Annotated in this window: 12 protein-coding genes; all 12 read left to right on the forward strand. The window is 60.3% G+C overall.

Annotated elements, in window-relative coordinates; translation table 11 throughout:
• Positions 1-46: 46 nt before the first annotated feature.
• Positions 47-1174 carry a molecular chaperone DnaJ gene (gene dnaJ / locus EXY20_RS00820; RefSeq protein WP_207671193.1) on the forward strand — a complete coding sequence of 376 codons (1128 nt, stop codon included), beginning with the start codon at positions 47-49 and terminating at the stop codon, positions 1172-1174.
• Between the two features lie 1527 nt (positions 1175-2701).
• Positions 2702-3484: an HAD family hydrolase gene (locus EXY20_RS00825; RefSeq protein ID WP_167858921.1), complete on the forward strand. Its 783-nt coding sequence runs from the start codon at positions 2702-2704 to the stop codon at positions 3482-3484.
• A gap of 26 nt (positions 3485-3510) precedes the next feature.
• Positions 3511-5529 (forward strand): hypothetical protein, encoded by a 2019-nt coding sequence (locus EXY20_RS39425; protein ID WP_207671194.1) that lies wholly within the window; start codon positions 3511-3513, stop codon positions 5527-5529.
• Positions 5530-5881: 352 nt separating this feature from the next.
• The gene (gene melA / locus EXY20_RS00835; RefSeq protein WP_135546635.1) at positions 5882-7180 is read left to right on the forward strand and encodes an alpha-glucosidase/alpha-galactosidase; all 1299 of its coding nucleotides are present in this window, start codon (positions 5882-5884) and stop codon (positions 7178-7180) included.
• A 95-nt stretch (positions 7181-7275) separates the two neighbouring features.
• Positions 7276-8463 (forward strand): ROK family protein, encoded by a 1188-nt coding sequence (locus EXY20_RS00840; protein ID WP_135546637.1) that lies wholly within the window; start codon positions 7276-7278, stop codon positions 8461-8463.
• Between the two features lie 40 nt (positions 8464-8503).
• On the forward strand, positions 8504-9505 hold the full coding sequence (locus EXY20_RS00845; RefSeq protein WP_135546640.1) for a DUF4432 family protein: 1002 nt from the start codon (positions 8504-8506) through the stop codon (positions 9503-9505).
• Positions 9506-9590: 85 nt separating this feature from the next.
• Positions 9591-12782, forward strand: a complete 3192-nt coding sequence (locus EXY20_RS00850; RefSeq protein ID WP_135546642.1) for an alpha-mannosidase — start codon at positions 9591-9593, stop codon at positions 12780-12782.
• 51 nt (positions 12783-12833) lie between these two features.
• The gene (locus EXY20_RS00855; RefSeq protein ID WP_135546644.1) at positions 12834-13925 is read left to right on the forward strand and encodes a bifunctional heptose 7-phosphate kinase/heptose 1-phosphate adenyltransferase; all 1092 of its coding nucleotides are present in this window, start codon (positions 12834-12836) and stop codon (positions 13923-13925) included.
• On the forward strand, positions 13922-14818 hold the full coding sequence (locus tag EXY20_RS00860) for a dihydrodipicolinate synthase family protein (protein WP_135546646.1): 897 nt from the start codon (positions 13922-13924) through the stop codon (positions 14816-14818). The genes EXY20_RS00855 and EXY20_RS00860 overlap by 4 nt, the downstream gene beginning before the upstream one ends.
• A 5-nt stretch (positions 14819-14823) precedes the next feature.
• Positions 14824-15435 (forward strand): histidine phosphatase family protein, encoded by a 612-nt coding sequence (locus EXY20_RS00865; RefSeq protein WP_135546648.1) that lies wholly within the window; start codon positions 14824-14826, stop codon positions 15433-15435.
• Between the two features lie 121 nt (positions 15436-15556).
• Entirely contained in the window at positions 15557-16891 is a 1335-nt protein-coding gene (locus EXY20_RS00870) for an ABC transporter substrate-binding protein (protein WP_135546650.1), read from the forward strand.
• A 19-nt stretch (positions 16892-16910) separates the two neighbouring features.
• A complete protein-coding gene (locus tag EXY20_RS00875; RefSeq protein WP_135546652.1) occupies positions 16911-17864 on the forward strand; it encodes a carbohydrate ABC transporter permease in 954 nt (317 codons plus the stop codon).
• Positions 17865-17881 lie beyond the last annotated feature (17 nt).

The following is a 17881-nucleotide window of genomic DNA, read 5'->3' on the forward strand; positions in this document are numbered from 1 at the left end:
TGAGGATTCGAGGATTCGGCAGGATTCCGGGGTGGGAGTGGGACAATTGAGTAAGCGGGACTATTACGAGGTGCTTGGGGTTGACAAGGGCGCTTCGCAGGATGAAATCAAAAAATCGTTTCGAAAGCTGGCTCGCCAGTACCATCCCGACGTCAACAAGGCGGCGAATGCGGAAGAGCAGTTTAAAGAAGTGAAAGAAGCGTACGATGTGCTGAGCGACGACCAGAAGCGCGCGCAGTACGACCAATTCGGCCACGTCGACCCGAACATGGGGATGGGCGGCGGTGCGGGCGGAGCCGATTTTGGCGGGTTTGGCGATATTTTCGACATGTTCTTCGGCGGTGGCGGCGGCGGCGGTCGGCGCAATCCGAATGCGCCGCAGCGCGGCAATGACCTGCAATATTCCATGACGATCGAGTTCAAGGAAGCGATTTTTGGCAAAGAGATGGACATTACGATTCCGCGCACGGAAACGTGCGATCGCTGCCACGGCTCGGGCGCCAAGCCGGGAACGAAGCCGGAAACGTGCGGCGTTTGCCGCGGCACCGGGCAGCAGGAAGTGATCCAGAACACCGCGTTCGGACGGATCGTCAACCGTCGCGTTTGTTCGCAGTGCAACGGCCAGGGCGTGCTGATCAAGGAACGTTGCGGCGATTGCCACGGCGCGGGCAAAGTGAAGAAACAGCGCAAAATTCATGTGAAAATTCCCGCCGGCGTCGACGAAGGCGCACAACTGCGCGTTTCCGGCGAAGGCGAATCGGGTTCGAAGGGCGGCCCGGCCGGCGACCTGTATATCGTCATCCGCGTCAAGGCGCACGATTATTTCGAGCGCGACGGCGACGACATTTATTGCGAGGTGCCGCTGACGTTTGCGCAGGCGGCGCTTGGCGACGAAATCGAAATTCCGACGCTGACGGAAAAAGTGAAGCTGAAAATTCCGAGCGGCACGCAAACGGGCACGTTCTTCCGGCTGAAGGGCAAAGGCGTGCCACGGCTGCGCGGCATCGGCCAAGGCGACCAGCATGTGAAGGTGACCGTCATGACGCCAACGAAGCTGAGCGACGAGCAAAAAGAACTGCTGCGCCAGTTCGCCGGCATCGACGGCGAGCATACGCACGAAAGCGGCGGCGGCTCGATTTTCGAGCGGATGAAGAAGGCGTTTCTCGGGGAGTAGACAGTAGGCGCGATAAGTAGACAGGCGCGATAGCGAGGCTGGCAAGACAGGCAGGCCCCCTCGGCTTTGCCGCGGTTCACACGAACCGGCGGCAGCCGGAGGGGCTTTTTATTGCCTGACGGGTGGCGTAACCCCGAACCCCGAATCAGAACTTTAAGTGCAATAATGTTTAACTTCCACTCAAACGGCTGATGGAGACAACTTAACTGCAAAAGTGCGCTTAACCTCTACCTGTTTTCCGGTAATCAGCGTATTAGCCGGATTTAAGCGTATTTCTGCGCTTAAAAGTAGTAGACGAGTATCCAGGGTTCCATTTAAGCGCATTTTTGCGCTTAAGCAACGTCAGCCCGGCGGTAGTGCATGTTTTCCCACACGAGGGCGTATGGCTCAGTCGTCTAACGGTTCCTGCAGCGCTTATTGGGCCGATTTTGGTTTTATTGACACTCTAACGGTTTCCAGCGTCGCTATTCGCAGAAAAACCGCCAAAATCGTAGGGGAATAAGCAAATAGGCTAGCCAGAAACCGTTAGCGCCAGAAAATCGTTCAAAATGCCCGAATAAGCTCGCTGAGAACCGCTAGTACGGCGAAGTTGAAGAGGAGACGCTCCCACAACACCCATAAACGAGGGCACTCACCCGGGGACGCTGCCTCAAGAAGCAAATACCATGCGTACCGCCCGATTGGCCGCCACGGCATCTTACCGGGTCGGGTAATCACAATAGCCAATGAAAAATGGCTTATTTGTCTCTTTTCGACCGTCTCGTCGGAAATAGCCAGTGAAAACATGGCCTATTTGCTCCGCCAGGCCACAAATCGAGCATATTTGAGGAAAATAGCCAGTGATTTCACTGGCTATTTCGTGGCGACTGCCCGTTTTGGGCGAAATAGGCAATAAAACATGGCCTATTTGCAAAACGATCCATCGGACGGAGCGGTAGTGTAGCAAATGGGGGAGCAGGCGGAGAGGGGACACCGCGATTTGTGCATGCGTCAGCGGCGCGCTTCGCGATGTTTAAGCCAGGACGAGAGGCGTGGGCGGTATGGAGAAGTGAGAGGCAGGCGAAGTGGAGTATAAGCCATTTTCATTTAACTAAATCATTAAGAAAACTATTGTGCGGTTTGCCGCAGCGGGGTATAATGATTTCTGGATCGAAGTAAATCAGCGAAGCAGGCCCGGCGCAAGTGGTGAAAATCAATGCCGATTGGACCAGGAGCGGCCCAATGCGGTAATGATTTCTGGATCGAAGTAAATCAGCGAAGCAGGCCCGGCGCAAGTGGTGAAAATCAATGCCGATTGGACCAGGAGCGGCCCAACGCGGTAATGATTTCTGGATCGAAGTAAATCAGCGAAGCAGGCCCGGCGCAAGTGGTGAAAATCAATGCCGATTGGACCAGGAGCGGCCCAATGCGGTAATACGGAGGAAGTTGTTTGTCTGCAGCTCGGTTATGTGTGCGAGGGCAGCCAAAGCGGTTCGTTGCGCCATTTTATCTTAATGTTTAAGTTTATAAATGAAAGGAAATCGCGACATGACGATTAAAGCGGTGCTGTTTGATTTTGACGGGACGATTTCGACGTTGCGAGCCGGTTGGGAAGAAGTGATGGCTCCGTTCATGAAGGAGGCAATCGCCGGGGGGCGGCAATTGTCTGCTGCGGAGAACGAAGCGCTCGATCGCGAGATTGCCGACTATATCGACCAATCGACCGGCATTCAGACGATTTACCAAATGCAGTGGCTGGCGGGTCTAGTAAAGGAGAAAGGCTGGAACGGCGAAGCGCTCGACGAATGGGCGTACAAGGCGGAGTATAACCGCCGTTTGCTCGAGCGGGTCAAAGACCGCGTCGAACGGCTGGCGTCGGGACAAGCTGATGCGGACGATTATTTGATCAAAGGGGCGGCTTCTTTTTTGAGGACGCTGCGGGATCGGGGAGTTGCGCTGTATGTGGCCAGCGGCACCGACCATCCCGACGTTGTGCGGGAAGCCGGGGTGCTCGGCGTAGCCGACTGCTTCAAGGAGATTGCCGGCGCGCCGGTCGGGCAAACGGCCTGCTCGAAGGAGAAGGTGCTGCAGGACCTGATCCATGCCAAAGGGTTGGCCGGAAGCGAGCTGGCTGTCGTCGGCGACGGCAAGGTGGAAATTCGACTCGGCTGCGAAGCCGGCGGGTTTGCGATCGGTCTTGCCAGCGACGAAGAACGCCGGGGAGGCATCAATCCGGTGAAGGAGAAGCGGCTCATTGCTGCGGGAGCGCAATGGATCGTGGGCGATTTTGCCAATGAGGCGGAATGGTTGGAGAAGCTTGGCTTGCAATAAACCGCAGCGAAAGGGGAGAAGAGCCGATGCAGCAGCATCCGCGGCTATCGTTCGATTCGATTCGCACCAACTCCGTCTATACGAGAACGAATCTTGTGACGATTCGCAACATGGCCAGGCCGTATGACGACTCGCTGGAACCGTGGCCGGCAGCGCCGGAGGAGGCACGGCAATTCGACGAGCTGGTCGACCGGATCGTCCGGACGAGAGCCGCCGGCAAGCCGGTCATTTGGTCAATGGGCGCCCACGTGATCAAAAACGGGATGTCCCGCTACGTAATCGAAATGGTGCGAAACGGCATGTTGACGCATGTTTCCGGCAATGGGGCGACAAGCATCCATGACTTCGAGCTCGCGTTTCTCGGGGAAACGTCGGAGGATGTGGCGCGGGCGATCGAAGACGGCTCGTTCGGCATGTGGGAGGAAACCGGCCGCTTCATGAACGAAGCGATTCAGCAAGGGGCGGCGGAAGGGCTCGGCTACGGCGAAAGCTTGTACCGCTACCTGGACCGCAATCCTGAACGGTTCCCGCAATACGACGATTGCGTGTTTGTGCAATGCCAGCGCTCCGGCGTGCCGTACACATGCCATATTTCAATCGGCACGGATATTATCCATCAGCATCCGATTGTCGATTTTGCCGCGCTTGGCACGGCCAGCGGCCGCGATTTTGCCGCGCTGCGGCAGTCGGTGGAGGAGATGGCGGACGGCGGCGTGTTTCTCAATTTCGGTTCGGCCATTTCCGGACCGGAGCTGTTTCTGAAGGCGGTAAGCATCGGCCGCAACCTCGGCCTCGGTATGGCGCCGATTGCGGCCGCCAATTTCGATATCGTGCCGGTATTCGCGGCGCCGCAGCCAACGGAAGCGGAGCCGGACTATTATTACCGGCCGCGGCGCAATTTTGTCGAGCGGCTGGCCGGCATCGGCGGGCAAGGCTACTTGTTCCACGGCCTTCACCAGGCGACGATTCCGCAGCTGTTCCATCGCGTGCTGGCGCGGCGCGAAGAGCTTGGCGTCAGCTTCCCGGCATACGAGCGCAAGCCGCGTGCGGCCGGCACGGCCGTTAAGCTGCACCCGGTGCGGGAGCGGAAGGCGCTGCTTCGCGCGGACGGCGGCGACGCGGCGTACGCGCGCAAGTTGTTGGACACGGCACCGGGTGACGGGTCCGTGCCGGTTTGGCCGGCCGCCGGAGACGACTTTGCCGACTTCGCCGGGCGGGTGCGCATGGCGCGGGAGCAAGGCAAAGAGGTGCTCGTTTCGCTCGGCGGCAATGTGGTCGGCACCGGCGTTACGCCGCTGCTGTGCGATCTGATCGCGCAAGGCTGGGTTACTCATGTGGCGCTGAACGGCGCGAGCGCTTTTCAGGACTTTGAGCTGGCCGCCTTCGGCCAAACGGAGGAAGCGGACGACGACGCACTGGCGCAAGGCAAATTCGGCATGTGGCGCGAGCCGGGCGAGCTGCTGCATGCCGCGCTGCGCGAAGGTTATGCGCGCGGCCTCGGCTACGGCGAAAGCTTGATCGAACGCATGCGCCGGGAGCCGGAAGCGTTCCAGTACCGGCATATCAGTTTGTTGCAAGCTTGCGCCGACAGGGGAATTCCGTGCACAGTGCATGTGACCATCGGCACCGACGCGATTCAGCAGCATCCGGATACCGATTTTACGGTGCAAGGCGGCGCCAGCGGCCGCGATTTCCATGTGTACGCCCATACGGTGTCGCGCCTCGACGGCGGCGTGTTTGCCAATTTCGGCTCGACGGTAACGGGGCCGGAAGTGTTCCTCAAAGCGCTGTCGATCGCCCGCAACCTGGGCCACCCGGTGCATCGCATTACGACGGCCAATTTCGATATTGTGAAGCTTGGCGACTATCATCGCAAAGTCGGATACGAGGACTGGGACTACTACTACCGGCCGCGCAAAAATATTATTCACCGCCCGACGAGTCTCGGCGGCAAAGGGTACCACTTCGAAGGGCAACACCAGCAAACGATTCCGGCGCTGCATCGTTATTTGCTCGAGGTAAACAGCGCGAGTGGGGAGAAGTAGTTGCCCGTCTCGAAATAAGCCCGATTTTATTGGCTATTTGGCAAAAAACGACCGGCTGCAACAAAATAGCCAGTGATTTCACTGGCTATTTAGCCGAATCGGCTCGTCAGGGGCCTTTTCAGTGAAAATAACCAGTGGTTTCACTGGCTATTTCCAGTGAACCGGACGAAATCCGGTGAATAAGCCATTTTTCATTGGCTATTCCGGTGGGGCGGGGGCATGGCAACGGCTCCGCCACTGCCGTCAAACATTTTACCTTAATCATTAAATAAAATAGTTGCCAAACCATCGACAGTCGTTGTATATTTAACTTAATAATTAAGTTAATGAACGGAACGGGAGAGGACACAAGATGAATAAACTAACGTTTCTCGGCGCAGGAAGCTCCGTATTTGCCAAAAACGTGCTCGGCGATTGCATGCTGTCGCCGGCGCTGCAGGATTTCGAGCTGGCGCTGTTCGATATCGATCCCGAGCGGCTGCGCGATTCCGAGCAAATGCTGCTGAACCTGCGCGAGACGCTCGGCAGCACTTGCCGCGTCAAGCCTTACACGGACCGCAAGGAAGCGCTGCGCGGCGCCAAATACGTGGTGAACGCCATCCAGGTCGGCGGCTACGACCCGTGCACGATCACCGATTTCGAAGTGCCGAAGCGGTACGGCTTGCGCCAGACGGTCGCCGATACGCTCGGCATCGGCGGCATTTTCCGCAACTTGCGCACGATTCCGGTGATGCTCGATTTTGCCGCCGATATGCACGAGGTTTGCCCGGACGCGTTGTTCCTCAACTACACGAACCCGATGGCGGTGCTGACGAACGCGATGATTACGCACGGCGGCATCAACACGGTTGGCTTGTGCCACAGCGTGCAGGTGTGTTTGCCGCGGCTGTTCGAACGGCTGGACATGGACCCCGCAGGCGTGCAAACGAAAATCGCCGGCATCAACCATATGGGCTGGCTGCTCGAAGCGACCCGCGACGGCGTCGACCTGTATCCGGAGATCAGACGGCGCGCCGCCGAGAAGCAGAAGGAAAAGCACGACGACATGGTGCGGTTCGAAATTTTGCTGCGTTTCGGCTACTACGTGACGGAATCGTCGCGGCATTCGTCGGAATACTATCCGTACTTCATCAAAAACTTATACCCCGAGCTGATCGAACGTTACGACATCCCGCTCGACAACTATTTGCACAGCTGCCAGCGCCAGATCGAAAAGTGGAAAACGATGCGCGAAGAGCTGGTGAACAATAAAAGTCTGACGCACGAACGGACGCGCGAATACGCCTCGCGTATTCTCGAAGCGATGGAGACGAATGTGCCGATCAAGATCGGCGGCAACGTGATGAACAACGGCCTGATCGCCAATTTGCCGAAAGAGGCGTGCGTCGAAGTGCCGTGCCTGGTCGACGCGAACGGCGTGCAGCCGACCGTTGTCGGCAACTTGCCGCCGCAGCTGGCTGCGCTGAACCGGACGAACATCAACACCCAGCTGCTGACGCTTGAAGCGGCGATCACGCGAAAGAAAGAGCACATTTACCACGCGGCGATGCTCGACCCGCACACGTCGGCGGAATTGTCGATCGACGATATCGTATCGCTGTGCGACGATATGATCGAAGCGCACGGCGACTGGTTGCCGGCATTCCGCTGACCATGTAGATCCGGCTGTCGACCCAACACGAACATTGTGCGGCCGCAATCGCTTCCGATGTGGTACACTCGTATTGCGGTTCAATCATTAAGTTAATGGGGGGCTCACCGATCGACTCCAATAAAATCGCTTACCTGCAGCAAGTCAAACAGATGAATATGGCGACGATCCTGCGCCAGATCTGGAAGAAGGAACAAGTGTCGCGCGTTGAGCTAGTGTCGAGCGCCGATCTGACATCGGGCACGATTACGAATTTGACGGGGGAACTGATCGGGCACAAGGTGATCCGCGAATACGAAGCGGTGTCCGGCAGCGTGGGCCGCAAGCGGGTTATGCTCGGCTTCGACCCGGGGCATTACCGCATCATCGGGCTCGATATCGGACGCAACAATTTTGAAATCGTGCTGATGGACTTGTGCGGTCGCGTGCTTCGTTCGGTTGGCGGCGATGTCGACCGGGAAGCCGGTCCGGAAGGATTTTTCGCCCGCATCATGCCGGCGTTGACGGACATGCGGCAGGAGGCGGAAAAAGCCGGCCATCCGGTGCTCGGCATCGGCGTCGGCGTCCCGGGTCCGATTGATTACAGCCGGGGAGCGCTGCTGAATCCGCCGAATTTTCCCGGGTGGAGCGGCTTCCCGCTGCAGGCGGAGCTGGAGAAACGAACCGGCGGGCGCGTCATGATCGAGGACAACGCGCGGACATCGGCGCTGGCCGAACGCTGGTACGGCATCGGCCGCAACGTCGACGATCTTGTATTCATCACGATGGGCGGCGGTATCGGCGGCGGCGTCATTTCGCAGGGCGAAATCGTGCGCGGCACGAACGGCCTGTGCGGCCAGGTCGGTCACATGACGATCGTCATGGACGGCAAAGTGTGCGACTGCGGCAACCGCGGCTGTTGGGAGCCGATCGGCTCCATTCCCGGCATCCTCGGACGCTGGGGCGGCGGCGGCACGATGGACGACTTCAAGGCGGCCGTGCGCGCAGGCGACTCCCATGCGCTCAAATGCATGGAGGACACGCTTGCGTTCCTCGAAACGGCGCTGATTAATGTATTCAACCTGTACGACCCGGAAGTAGTCGTGCTCGGCGGCCAATTGTATCCGTACATCGCGGAATACCGCGCTACCGTGCAGGAGCGGCTGCAAGCCCGGCTGTACGCCTTTGCCAAAGACCGGTTGCGGCTCGAGCCGTCCAGCTTCGGCGCTTCGCAAAGCGCGATCGGCGGAGCGGCGATGCTGTTCCGCGAGCTGCTGAGCGAACCGGTCAAGCTGCTGGTTTGACGCCGGCAAGCGAACAATCGTCCGAAGGGGGGCATCCATCATGGCAAGCCAACTATACCGCCCGCTGCGCAACGCCGGCTGCAGAATCGTCGACGATTTGACGTTCAAAGGCTATCGCTCGCTGCTGCTCGAAAATGAAAGCCTGCTCATTCATCTGCTGCTGGACCGGGGCGGCGAGCCGGTCCGCTGGCAACACAAGCCGACGGACACCGATTTCATCTGGCTGTCGCAGCGCGGCATCGACCGCCCCCATCCGCTCTACAGCAACGACTATGAAATCAGCTACCTCGGCGGCTGGCAGGAAATGTTCCCGGAAGTCAGCTATACGTCCGTTTACCGGAATACAACCGTGCACCGCGGCGAATCGGCGATTACGCCGTGGGATTATACGATCTTGCAGGACGATCCGGAGCGAATCGAAGTGCAGCTCGTCAACCGCATTCGTTCGATGCCCTTCCGCACCGAAAAAAAGATTGCGCTTACTTCCGGAAGCGCTGTCGTCCGGATCGAAGAAACGATCGTCAATTTGTCATCTGCCACGGCGCTCGAAGCGAACTGGGGGCACCATCTGGCATACGGCGCGCCATTCCTCGATCGCGACACGGTCGCCGAGCTGACGGAAGGCGCGACCGTCCATCACCCGGCAACCGGCGAAAGCTGGCCTTGGCCGGCGGCGCGGCAGAACGGCGCGGAGGTCGACCTGTCGCGTTTGCCGGAGCCGGGCACGCCGCGCGATCTGCTGTATGTGCGCGCCGCGGACGGCAAATACCGGCTGACGAACAGGCGCCGGGGCGTATCGCTCGAGGTGCGTTGGGACCAGGAAGTTTGGCCATACTTGTGGTACTGGCAAAATTTTGGCCACGACAGCGATGCTCCGTTCTTCGGGCGCGATTACAACATCGGGCTGGAAATGTTCAACGTTCCGCCGAAGCTGACGCTGGCGGAAGCGGCGGCGCAAGGGCTGGCGCTCGTCGTGCCGCCGAACGGCAGCGTGTCGGCATGGCTGGAATTCGAAGCGATAACAAACCCATCCATCGATTAACGATTTTGCCATTTTTACTTAATGAATAAGGGAAATGCCGCAAGCGCGCGCCAAGCAACCCGCGCCGGCATACAGGAGGGTCCACATGCTGCTGACCTACGAAAAACTCGGCCGCCGCATCCGCGAGCTCGAGCCGCTGCGCTACCGCAATCCGATCGCCATACCGACTTATCGATTCTGGGTAGACGAAGCGGCTGAAGTGGCCGCCATGCCGCCGGCAGACGCCGTTTGGAGCGAGCTGTCGGTCGGCGACCGCTGGAGCGGATACGATTTGACCGCCTGGCTGCAGACGGAAGCGACGATTCCGGCGGAATGGAGCGGCCAAACGGTGCTGGGGCTGTTCGATTTCGGCAAAACCGGCGCCGGCCACAACTCCGGCTTCGAATCGCTGCTGTACGTCGACGGGGCGCCTTACCAGGGAGTCGGCAGCAACCATAAGGAAGTGTTTTTTCCCGAGTCGTTCGCCGGGCGCACCGTCAAGCTGCTGTTCAAGGTGTGGACCGGGCTGAACGGCCAGTCCGGCGCCAGAACGCCGCTCGAGCACAAGCTGGAAACGTCGGCGCTGGCGTTGCTCGACAAGGAAACGGACGACTTGTACTATACGGCGCTCGCCGTCTGGCAAACGATCGGCGTGCTCGGCGAAAACGCCTGGGAGCACCAGGCGCTGCTCAAGGCGCTCGACCGCGCGTTCCTGCCGCTCGACTGGCACATCCGCGGCGACGAATCGTTCTACGCCAGCGTCCGCGAAGCGTGCCGCAAGCTGCACGAGGAGCTCGACTCGCTGCCGAAGCACCATCCGCTGACCGTACGCACGATCGGCCACACCCATATCGACGTCGCCTGGCTGTGGCGGCTGAAGCATACGCGCGAGAAGGCGGCGCGTTCGTTTTCGACCGTGCTGAAGCTGATGGAGCAGTTCCCGGAGTATGTGTTCCTGCAGACGATGCCGCAGCTGTACGAATACATCGAGCACGATTACCCGGACATTTTCGCCGGCATCAAGGAGCGCGTGCGCGAAGGCCGCTGGGAGGCGGGCGGCGCGATGTGGCTCGAGTCGGACTGCAACATCCCGTCGGGCGAATCGCTCGTGCGCCAGCTCGTGTACGGCATGCGTTACTTCGAAGATAAATTCGGCGTCCAATGCGAATACTTGTGGCTGCCCGACGTGTTCGGCTACAGCTGGGCGCTGCCGCAAATTTTGCGCAAGAGCGGGCTGCGTTATTTCATGACGACCAAAATCAGCTGGAACGTGTACAACCGGTTCCCGCACGACACGTTCCTCTGGCGCGGCATCGACGGCACGGAAATTTTGACTCATTACATCACGACCCCGGACCCGGGCGCCAAAGGCGACAAGTTCACCAAGTTCTACACCTACAACGGCCAGGTGCTGCCGGCGACCGTGTCGGGCATCTGGAACAACTACCGGGACAAGGAAATCAACGACAGCGAGCTGCTGCTGTCGTACGGCTGGGGCGACGGGGGCGGCGGGCCGACGCGGGAAATGCTCGAGCTGCGCCGCCGGCTGGAAAACATGCCGGGCTTGCCGCGCACGACAACGGGACGGGCGAGCGAATTCTTCAACGAACTGGAGCGCAAAGTCGACAGCACCGATCGTTACGTGCACCGCTGGGACGGCGAGCTGTACCTGGAGCTGCACCGCGGCACCTATACGTCGCAAGGCTACGTGAAGAAGATGAACCGCCGTCTGGAGACGCTGCTTCACGATGCGGAAGCGATTTCGGCGTTCAATATGCCGCTGGCGGGCGCCGCGTCTTATCCGCGGCAAGCGCTGTACGACAGCTGGCGCATCGTGCTGCGCAACCAGTTCCATGACATCCTGCCCGGCTCTTCGATCCGGCAGGTGTACGAGGATTGCCATGTCGAGTACGCCGAAGCGGAGGGGCTGGCGCAAGACACGTTGACCGCCGGCTTGCAAACGCTCGCTTCTCGCGTCGGCGGCGAAGCGGAAGGCTGGCTCGTCTTCAACTCCTTGTCGTGGGCGCGTTCCGAAGCCGTCGAGCTGCCGTGGAAAGACGGTTACGCCGACGCCGCCTGGGAAGACGCGGCCGGACGCCCCGTCGTCGCCGCCCGTTCGGCTGACGGCAGCAAGCTGCGGCTTGCGGTGGAGGATATCCCCGCGCTCGGTTACACGACGGTCCGCCGTGCAGCGGCGCAAGCCGCTGCAACGCCAGCTGCGGACAACGGCGGCATCGCCGTACACGCGAACGGAGCGAACACACCGTTCTACGAGCTCGAATGGAACGGCAGCGGTCAACTGACGCGCCTTTACGACAAGCGGCTGAACCGCGAGATTCTTGCGCCGGGGGAAGTCGCCAACCGGTTCGACGTGCACGAAGACAAACCGGTGCTGCACGACAACTGGGAAATCGACATCTTTTACAGCGAAAAAGTGCGTCACGTCACCGATCTGCAAACGGTCGAAACGGTGGAAAACAACGCGGTGCGCACGGTGATCCGGTTCAAGTGGACGTTTTTTGCGTCGACGTTCGAGCAAGACCTGATTCTGTACCCGCACGATCCGCGGATCGAATTCGCCACGCGCGTCGACTGGCAGGAGCGGGAAATGCTGCTCAAGGTCGCGTTCCCGGTCGATGTGCGGGCGACGGCGGCGACGTACGAAATCCAGTTCGGCAGCGTGCAGCGGCCGACGCACTGGAACACGAGCTGGGACTACGCCCGGTTCGAAACGTGCGCGCAGAAGTGGGTCGATCTGTCGGAGCGCGGCTGCGGCGTCAGCCTGCTGAACGATTGCAAATACGGGCACGACATCAAGGACAACGTGATCCGGCTGACCTTGCTCAAGTCGTCGAACGAACCCGATCCGGAAATGGATCGCGGCGAACACACGTTTACGTATGCGCTGCTGCCGCATAACGGCGACTGGGCGGCCGCGGGCACGGCACGGCAGGCGTACCGGCTGAATACGCCGGTTGCCGTTGCGGCTCTCCCGCAAACGGCGGCAGCCGCAACGGATGCGCTGCCGGCATCGCTTGGCTTCCTCGCCGCGGAGGGCAGCCACGTCATCGTCGACACGGTCAAAAAAGCGGAAGATTCCGACGACTGGATCGTCCGCTGCTACGAATATACCGGCCGCCGCGGCGTGGCGAAGCTTCGTTGCCATCATGCGCTGGCGGCCGTGGAGGAAGTCAATCTGGCGGAGCGCGAGCCCGTTTCCGTCGCGCATCAACTGCATGAATTCGAAACGTTCTTCAAACCGTTCGAGCTGAAGACGTTCCGCTTGACCTTGCGCTGATCGGCACAACTGGCCGTATCAAGGTCAGGTTACAGGAAAGGAAGAGCGATCATGACGAACAATCGCGCCGACTGGTCATCCGTCGCGCAATACACAGCACTAACGAAGGAACGGGTGGACGCGATTCTCGCCGGCATCGGCTCGCTGAAGGCCGGCGTCATCGGCGACGGCTGCCTGGACGTTTATTGGCACGTCGACATGACGCTAAGCGAGCTGTCCCGCGAAACGCCCCACCATAACTTGCCGGTCGTTCGCGAGTCATGTTTCCCGGGCGCGGCGGCCAATGTGGCGATGAACTTCCGCGATCTCGGCTGCGCCGAAGTGCGCTTCTGCACCGTCATCGGCGAAGATTGGCGGGGACGTGTGCTGCTGGACGCGCTGCTCGCCGCCGGCATCAACGTCGACGCGGTGATGGCCGAACGGGGGCGCGTAACGCCGGCTTATTGCAAAACGATCCGCCACGGGCTGCAGGACGTGCAGCAGGAAGATGCCCGGCTCGACTTCGTCAACGGCACGGAGCTGCCGGCGGAGGCTACCGAACGGTTCCTCCGGCTGCTCGACAGCATGGCGCAGGAAGTCGACGTCATCTGCGTCACCGATCAGCTACGCGGCGGCGTCATCAACGACGCGGTGCGCGAGCGGCTGCGCTATTGGGCGAACGCGGGCAAAATGATCGTCGTCGACAGCCGCAACCGGATCGGCTCGTACAACGGCATGATTCTGAAGCCGAACGAAATCGAAGCGCTGCGCTGGTTCAACGGCAACCAGGATTTTGGCCAGCCGAAGCCGGATGAGCTGGTGCGCGCCGGCCTGCAGCTCGCCCGCAAGGCGGGAGCGCCGTGCTGCATCACGCTCGGCGAACAAGGAGCCTTGTGGCTCGAAGACGGCGAATGCACATTCGTCCCGACGGTTCCGCAAACGGGGCCGATCGATATCGTCGGCGCCGGCGACACGTTTGCCACTTGCCTCATCTCCGCGCTCGGCACCGGAAGCGGCGGACCGGAAGCGGCGGCGTTCGCCCATCTTGGCTCGTCGGTGAGCATCCAGAAGCTGGGCCGCACCGGCACGGCGACGCCGGCAGAGCTGCTGCAGCAATTCGAGGCGCTGGCGAAACGGCAAACGAACGGGGGCAGATCGGCATGAAACAGGCAGCATCGTTCCGCGGCGTATACGCGCTGCTGCTGACGCCGTTCGAAGCGGACGGCCGGATCGATTGGCAAGCGTACGACCGTTATGTCGACTGGCAGCTTGAAGCGCGCACGAACGGCTTGTTCGCCGTTTGCGGCAGCAGCGAAATGGCGTTTCTCGAACCGGACGAACGGCTGGCGCTGGCGAAGCGGGCCGTGGGGCGGGCCGGCAGCGTGCCCGTCGTGGCGACGGCGAATGTCGGGCCCGACCCGGCGGCGCACCGCGAGGAGCTGCTGCGAATGGCGGAGACGGGCGTCTCCGGCGTCGTGCTCGTTGTGCCGCAAGGTTTGGGCGCGGACACGGAGCGGCTCGAGGCGTACTTCGCCGGGCTCGCCGCGGCAAGTCCCGTACCGGCGCTGCTGTACGAGTGGCCGCATTGGAAGCCTAAGGACATCGACCCGGCCATGTACGGAAGGCTGGTGCAACAGGCCGGCATCATCGGCGTGAAGGACACGACGTGCACGATGGCAGGCATTCAAGCCAAAATCGCCGCCGCTGCGGAAAGCGTCGTTTACCAGGCGAACACGCCGCTTCTGCTCGAAGCACTGCGCTCCGGCGCGGGCGGCGTCATGTCGACGGTGTCGACGGTGGCGGCGAAGCTGCTGCAGCGGATGTGGGCGGAAGAGGAGGCCGGAAGCGGCCTAGCGGAGCGGGCGCATGAGCGGCTCGTCCTGCTGGACGGCGTGCTCGGCCCCGAATTTACCGCATCCGGCAAGTATATGGCCGCGCGTCAAGGCGCGCCGATGACGACGACGACCCGGAGCGGCAAGCAAGTCAGCGAAGCGCGCGCCAAGGCGCTCGACGTTTGGCTGAGCTACGCGGCGACGGAACTGGGCGAGGAGGCGTAACACGCATGGAGTTGTATTTGATCCGCCATGGACAATCGATCGGCAACACGGTGCCCCACGACATGCCGGACGGCGAATTGACCGAGCTCGGCCGCACGCAGGCGCTGCGCGTAGCGGCGGCCGTGGCTCCTTGGCAGCCGCAGCAACTGATCGCAAGCCCGCTGACGCGGGCGATCGAAACGGCGCAGCCGCTGGCGCGGGCGCTTGGCCTGCCGATCCAGGTATGGAGCCACACCTACGAGGTGCGCAACAAAGGGCCGTACCGGGGCCCAACCGCCGAGCAGCTCGGCCAGCTGTTCCCGGAAGCGGCGTTTCGCGGCGACATGGACGTCGAAGGCTGGTTCTGCTCGGGCGACGAAACGCCGGAGACGGCGCATGACCGCGCGCACCTGGTGCTGCGGGAGCTGCATGAGCAGTTCGCCGGCCAGCGCGTTGCGCTGGTAGCCCACGGCGGCTTCAACCGCCATCTGCTGCTGGCGATTCTCGGTCTGCCGGCCGACAGCCCGGTTTATTTTCACCAAAGCAACGGCTGCATCTATCACATCGAATTTACGTCCGAACGAACGGTGCTGCATTATTTGGGCGAATCCCGCTCGCCGCTCGTCGGCTTCTCGTAACGTACCGCCCGCTGGCAGAACTGGCGCCCGGCCGAATCGGCTACGCAAGCGGCAACCGCCCGCATCGGCATTTGGCCGGCAGCCATTCTCATATTCTCATTACACTCATGGAGGGGTTCAGGTGAAAGGGAAAAAGGTGCTTGGAGTAGTTGTCGCATCCTGTTTGGCCGGCAGTTTGGCGGCATGCGGGTCGTCGGGAGATTCAAAATCGGGAAGCTCGTCCAGTCCCGCTCCGTCGGCTTCGGCCGGCGCGTCGGCGTCGCCGTCCGCATCGGCGGCGGCAGGCAAAAAAGTCGAGCTCGTCTGGTGGTATTCGGACGGCAAACAAACGGATGTCATGAACAAGATCGCGGCCAAATTCACCGAAACGCACCCGAATATCAAAGTAACGCCGGAGCTGACGGCGGGCGATCAGTATTACACGAAGCTGCAAACCGTGCTGGCGGCGAACAGCGGCCCGGACATCATGTGGATGGACGGCCCGGATTTCCCGAAATTCCAGTCCAAAGGCTTCCTTCAACCGTACAACGACCTGATCAAAAAAGACAATTTCAGCATGGACAATTATCCGAAGTCGATGGTCGATCTGTACTCGATGGACGGCAAAATGTACGGGATGCCCAAAGATTTTGACACGATCGGCCTTTATTACAACAAGGAAATGTTCGACAAGGCGAACGTCAAATATCCGGACGCGACCTGGACGTGGGACACCTTGCGCGATGCGGCGAAGAAGCTGACGATCACTTCCGGCGGCAATACGACGCAGTGGGGCTTCGCGGCGACAAGCGGCACGCAGGAGTCGATTTATCCGATTCTGGTGCAGAACGGCGTCAAGCTGGTCAGTGCCGACAAGAAGACGACCGATGTCGGTTCGGCCGACGGAGTTGCCGCTATTCAAGTGCTGTACGACATGATGTACAAGGATAAAGTGTCCCCGGACGGCAAATATATGATTGACAACAAGCCCGGCGCGCTGTTTAAATCGGGGAAAGTGGCGATGATGACCGGCGGCTCGTGGAACGCCCGCGGCTACTACGACGCGCTGAAGGAGAAGCTCGACGTCGCCGTGCTGCCGAAGATGAAGCAGGAAGGCAACATCATCCACGGCATCGGCTGGGTGATGAACGCCAAGTCGAAAAACCAGAACGAAGCGTGGGAGTTCGTCAAATGGCTCGGCTCCAAAGACGTCGCGATGATGCAGGCGGAAGTCGGCGCAGTTATTCCGGCGTTCAACGGCACGCAGGATACGTGGGTGAAATCGCTGCCGTACAACCTGAAAGTGTTCATCGATATGACGAAAACGTCGACGCCGTATCCGATTTCGAACAACGTCGAGTGGGAAGATCCGATCGCCGCGCACATCTCGAACATCTGGATCGACAAGGAGAAGGTGGCGGACGGCATGAAAGCCGCACAAGACGAAGCGAACAAAATTATGGCGGAAGCAAAATAGACGTTCGGAGGGATTTGCCATGAGACGGGTACAAACAGGGGCGTTGCCGGTCCCGCTGCGTGATTCCCGCTGGTCGCGGCTGATGCAGAACGAGAAGTTCTGGGGCTACTTCTTCATCGCGCCCGTCAGCATCGGGTTGATCGTATTCAGTATCCTCCCGCTCATCGCGTCGCTTGCGCTCAGCTTTACGAACTGGGACGGCTCGGATGCGATCAAGTGGGTGTGGTTCGACAACTTCACGAAGCTGTTCCACGATCAGGTTTATTTAAAATCGGTCCGGGTCAGCACCATCTATGCCATCGTCACCGTGCCCGCCTCGATCAGCCTGTCGATTATCGTGGCCGTGCTGTTGAACCGCAAGATGCGAGGCAACTTGGCGTATCGCCTCATCTTCTTCCTGCCGTCGGTGACGATGCCCGTCGCGATCGCCGTCGTCTGGAAGTGGCTCTACAATTACAACAGCGGCATGATCAACTACGCGCTCAGCCTGGTGGGGATTCAAGGTCCCCACTGGCTGGCCGACGAGCGCGTCGTGTTGTGGAGCGTCATGATTATCGCCATCTGGACGGCCATCGGGCATCATATGATTATTTTGCTGTCCGGGCTGCAGGGCATTCCCGAATCGTATTACGAAGCCGCGGCGATCGACGGCGCGACCGGGATGCGCCGGTTCTGGTACATTACGGTGCCGCTGCTGACGCCGGCCATCTTCTTCGTCATGGTGACGAGCCTGATCGGCGCCTTCCAGGTGTTCGACCTCGTGTACATGCTGACGCCGGTAACGGCGGGCGGCGGTTCGGGGGGCGTGCTGCAAAGCGCGACGCGCACGGCGGTGTATTCGATTTACCAGAACGGGTTCAAATCGTTCAAGATCGGCTACGCTTCGGCGCAAGCCTGGATGATGTTTGTCGTTATTTTTCTCGTGACGATGGGGCAACTGTATTTGCAGAAAAAATGGGTGCATTATGAATAAGCGATCCACGGGGCGAA

Source organism: Paenibacillus cymbidii, from assembly GCF_004764705.1.
In the GTDB taxonomy this organism is placed as follows: domain Bacteria; phylum Bacillota; class Bacilli; order Paenibacillales; family NBRC-103111; genus Paenibacillus_AN; species Paenibacillus_AN cymbidii.

Excerpts from the sequence above, each read along its gene's own strand:
- EXY20_RS00840 (WP_135546637.1), top strand. The coding sequence starts at position 7,276 with ATGGGGGGCTCACCGATCGACTCCAATAAAATCGCTTACCTGCAGCAA.
- EXY20_RS00855 (WP_135546644.1), top strand. The coding sequence starts at position 12,834 with ATGACGAACAATCGCGCCGACTGGTCATCCGTCGCGCAATACACAGCA.
- EXY20_RS39425 (WP_207671194.1), top strand. The coding sequence starts at position 3,511 with ATGCAGCAGCATCCGCGGCTATCGTTCGATTCGATTCGCACCAACTCC.
- EXY20_RS00845 (WP_135546640.1), top strand. The coding sequence starts at position 8,504 with ATGGCAAGCCAACTATACCGCCCGCTGCGCAACGCCGGCTGCAGAATC.
- melA (WP_135546635.1), top strand. The coding sequence starts at position 5,882 with ATGAATAAACTAACGTTTCTCGGCGCAGGAAGCTCCGTATTTGCCAAA.
- EXY20_RS00875 (WP_135546652.1), top strand. The coding sequence starts at position 16,911 with ATGAGACGGGTACAAACAGGGGCGTTGCCGGTCCCGCTGCGTGATTCC.
- EXY20_RS00850 (WP_135546642.1), top strand. The coding sequence starts at position 9,591 with ATGCTGCTGACCTACGAAAAACTCGGCCGCCGCATCCGCGAGCTCGAG.
- EXY20_RS00865 (WP_135546648.1), top strand. The coding sequence starts at position 14,824 with ATGGAGTTGTATTTGATCCGCCATGGACAATCGATCGGCAACACGGTG.
- EXY20_RS00825 (WP_167858921.1), top strand. The coding sequence starts at position 2,702 with ATGACGATTAAAGCGGTGCTGTTTGATTTTGACGGGACGATTTCGACG.
- EXY20_RS00860 (WP_135546646.1), top strand. The coding sequence starts at position 13,922 with ATGAAACAGGCAGCATCGTTCCGCGGCGTATACGCGCTGCTGCTGACG.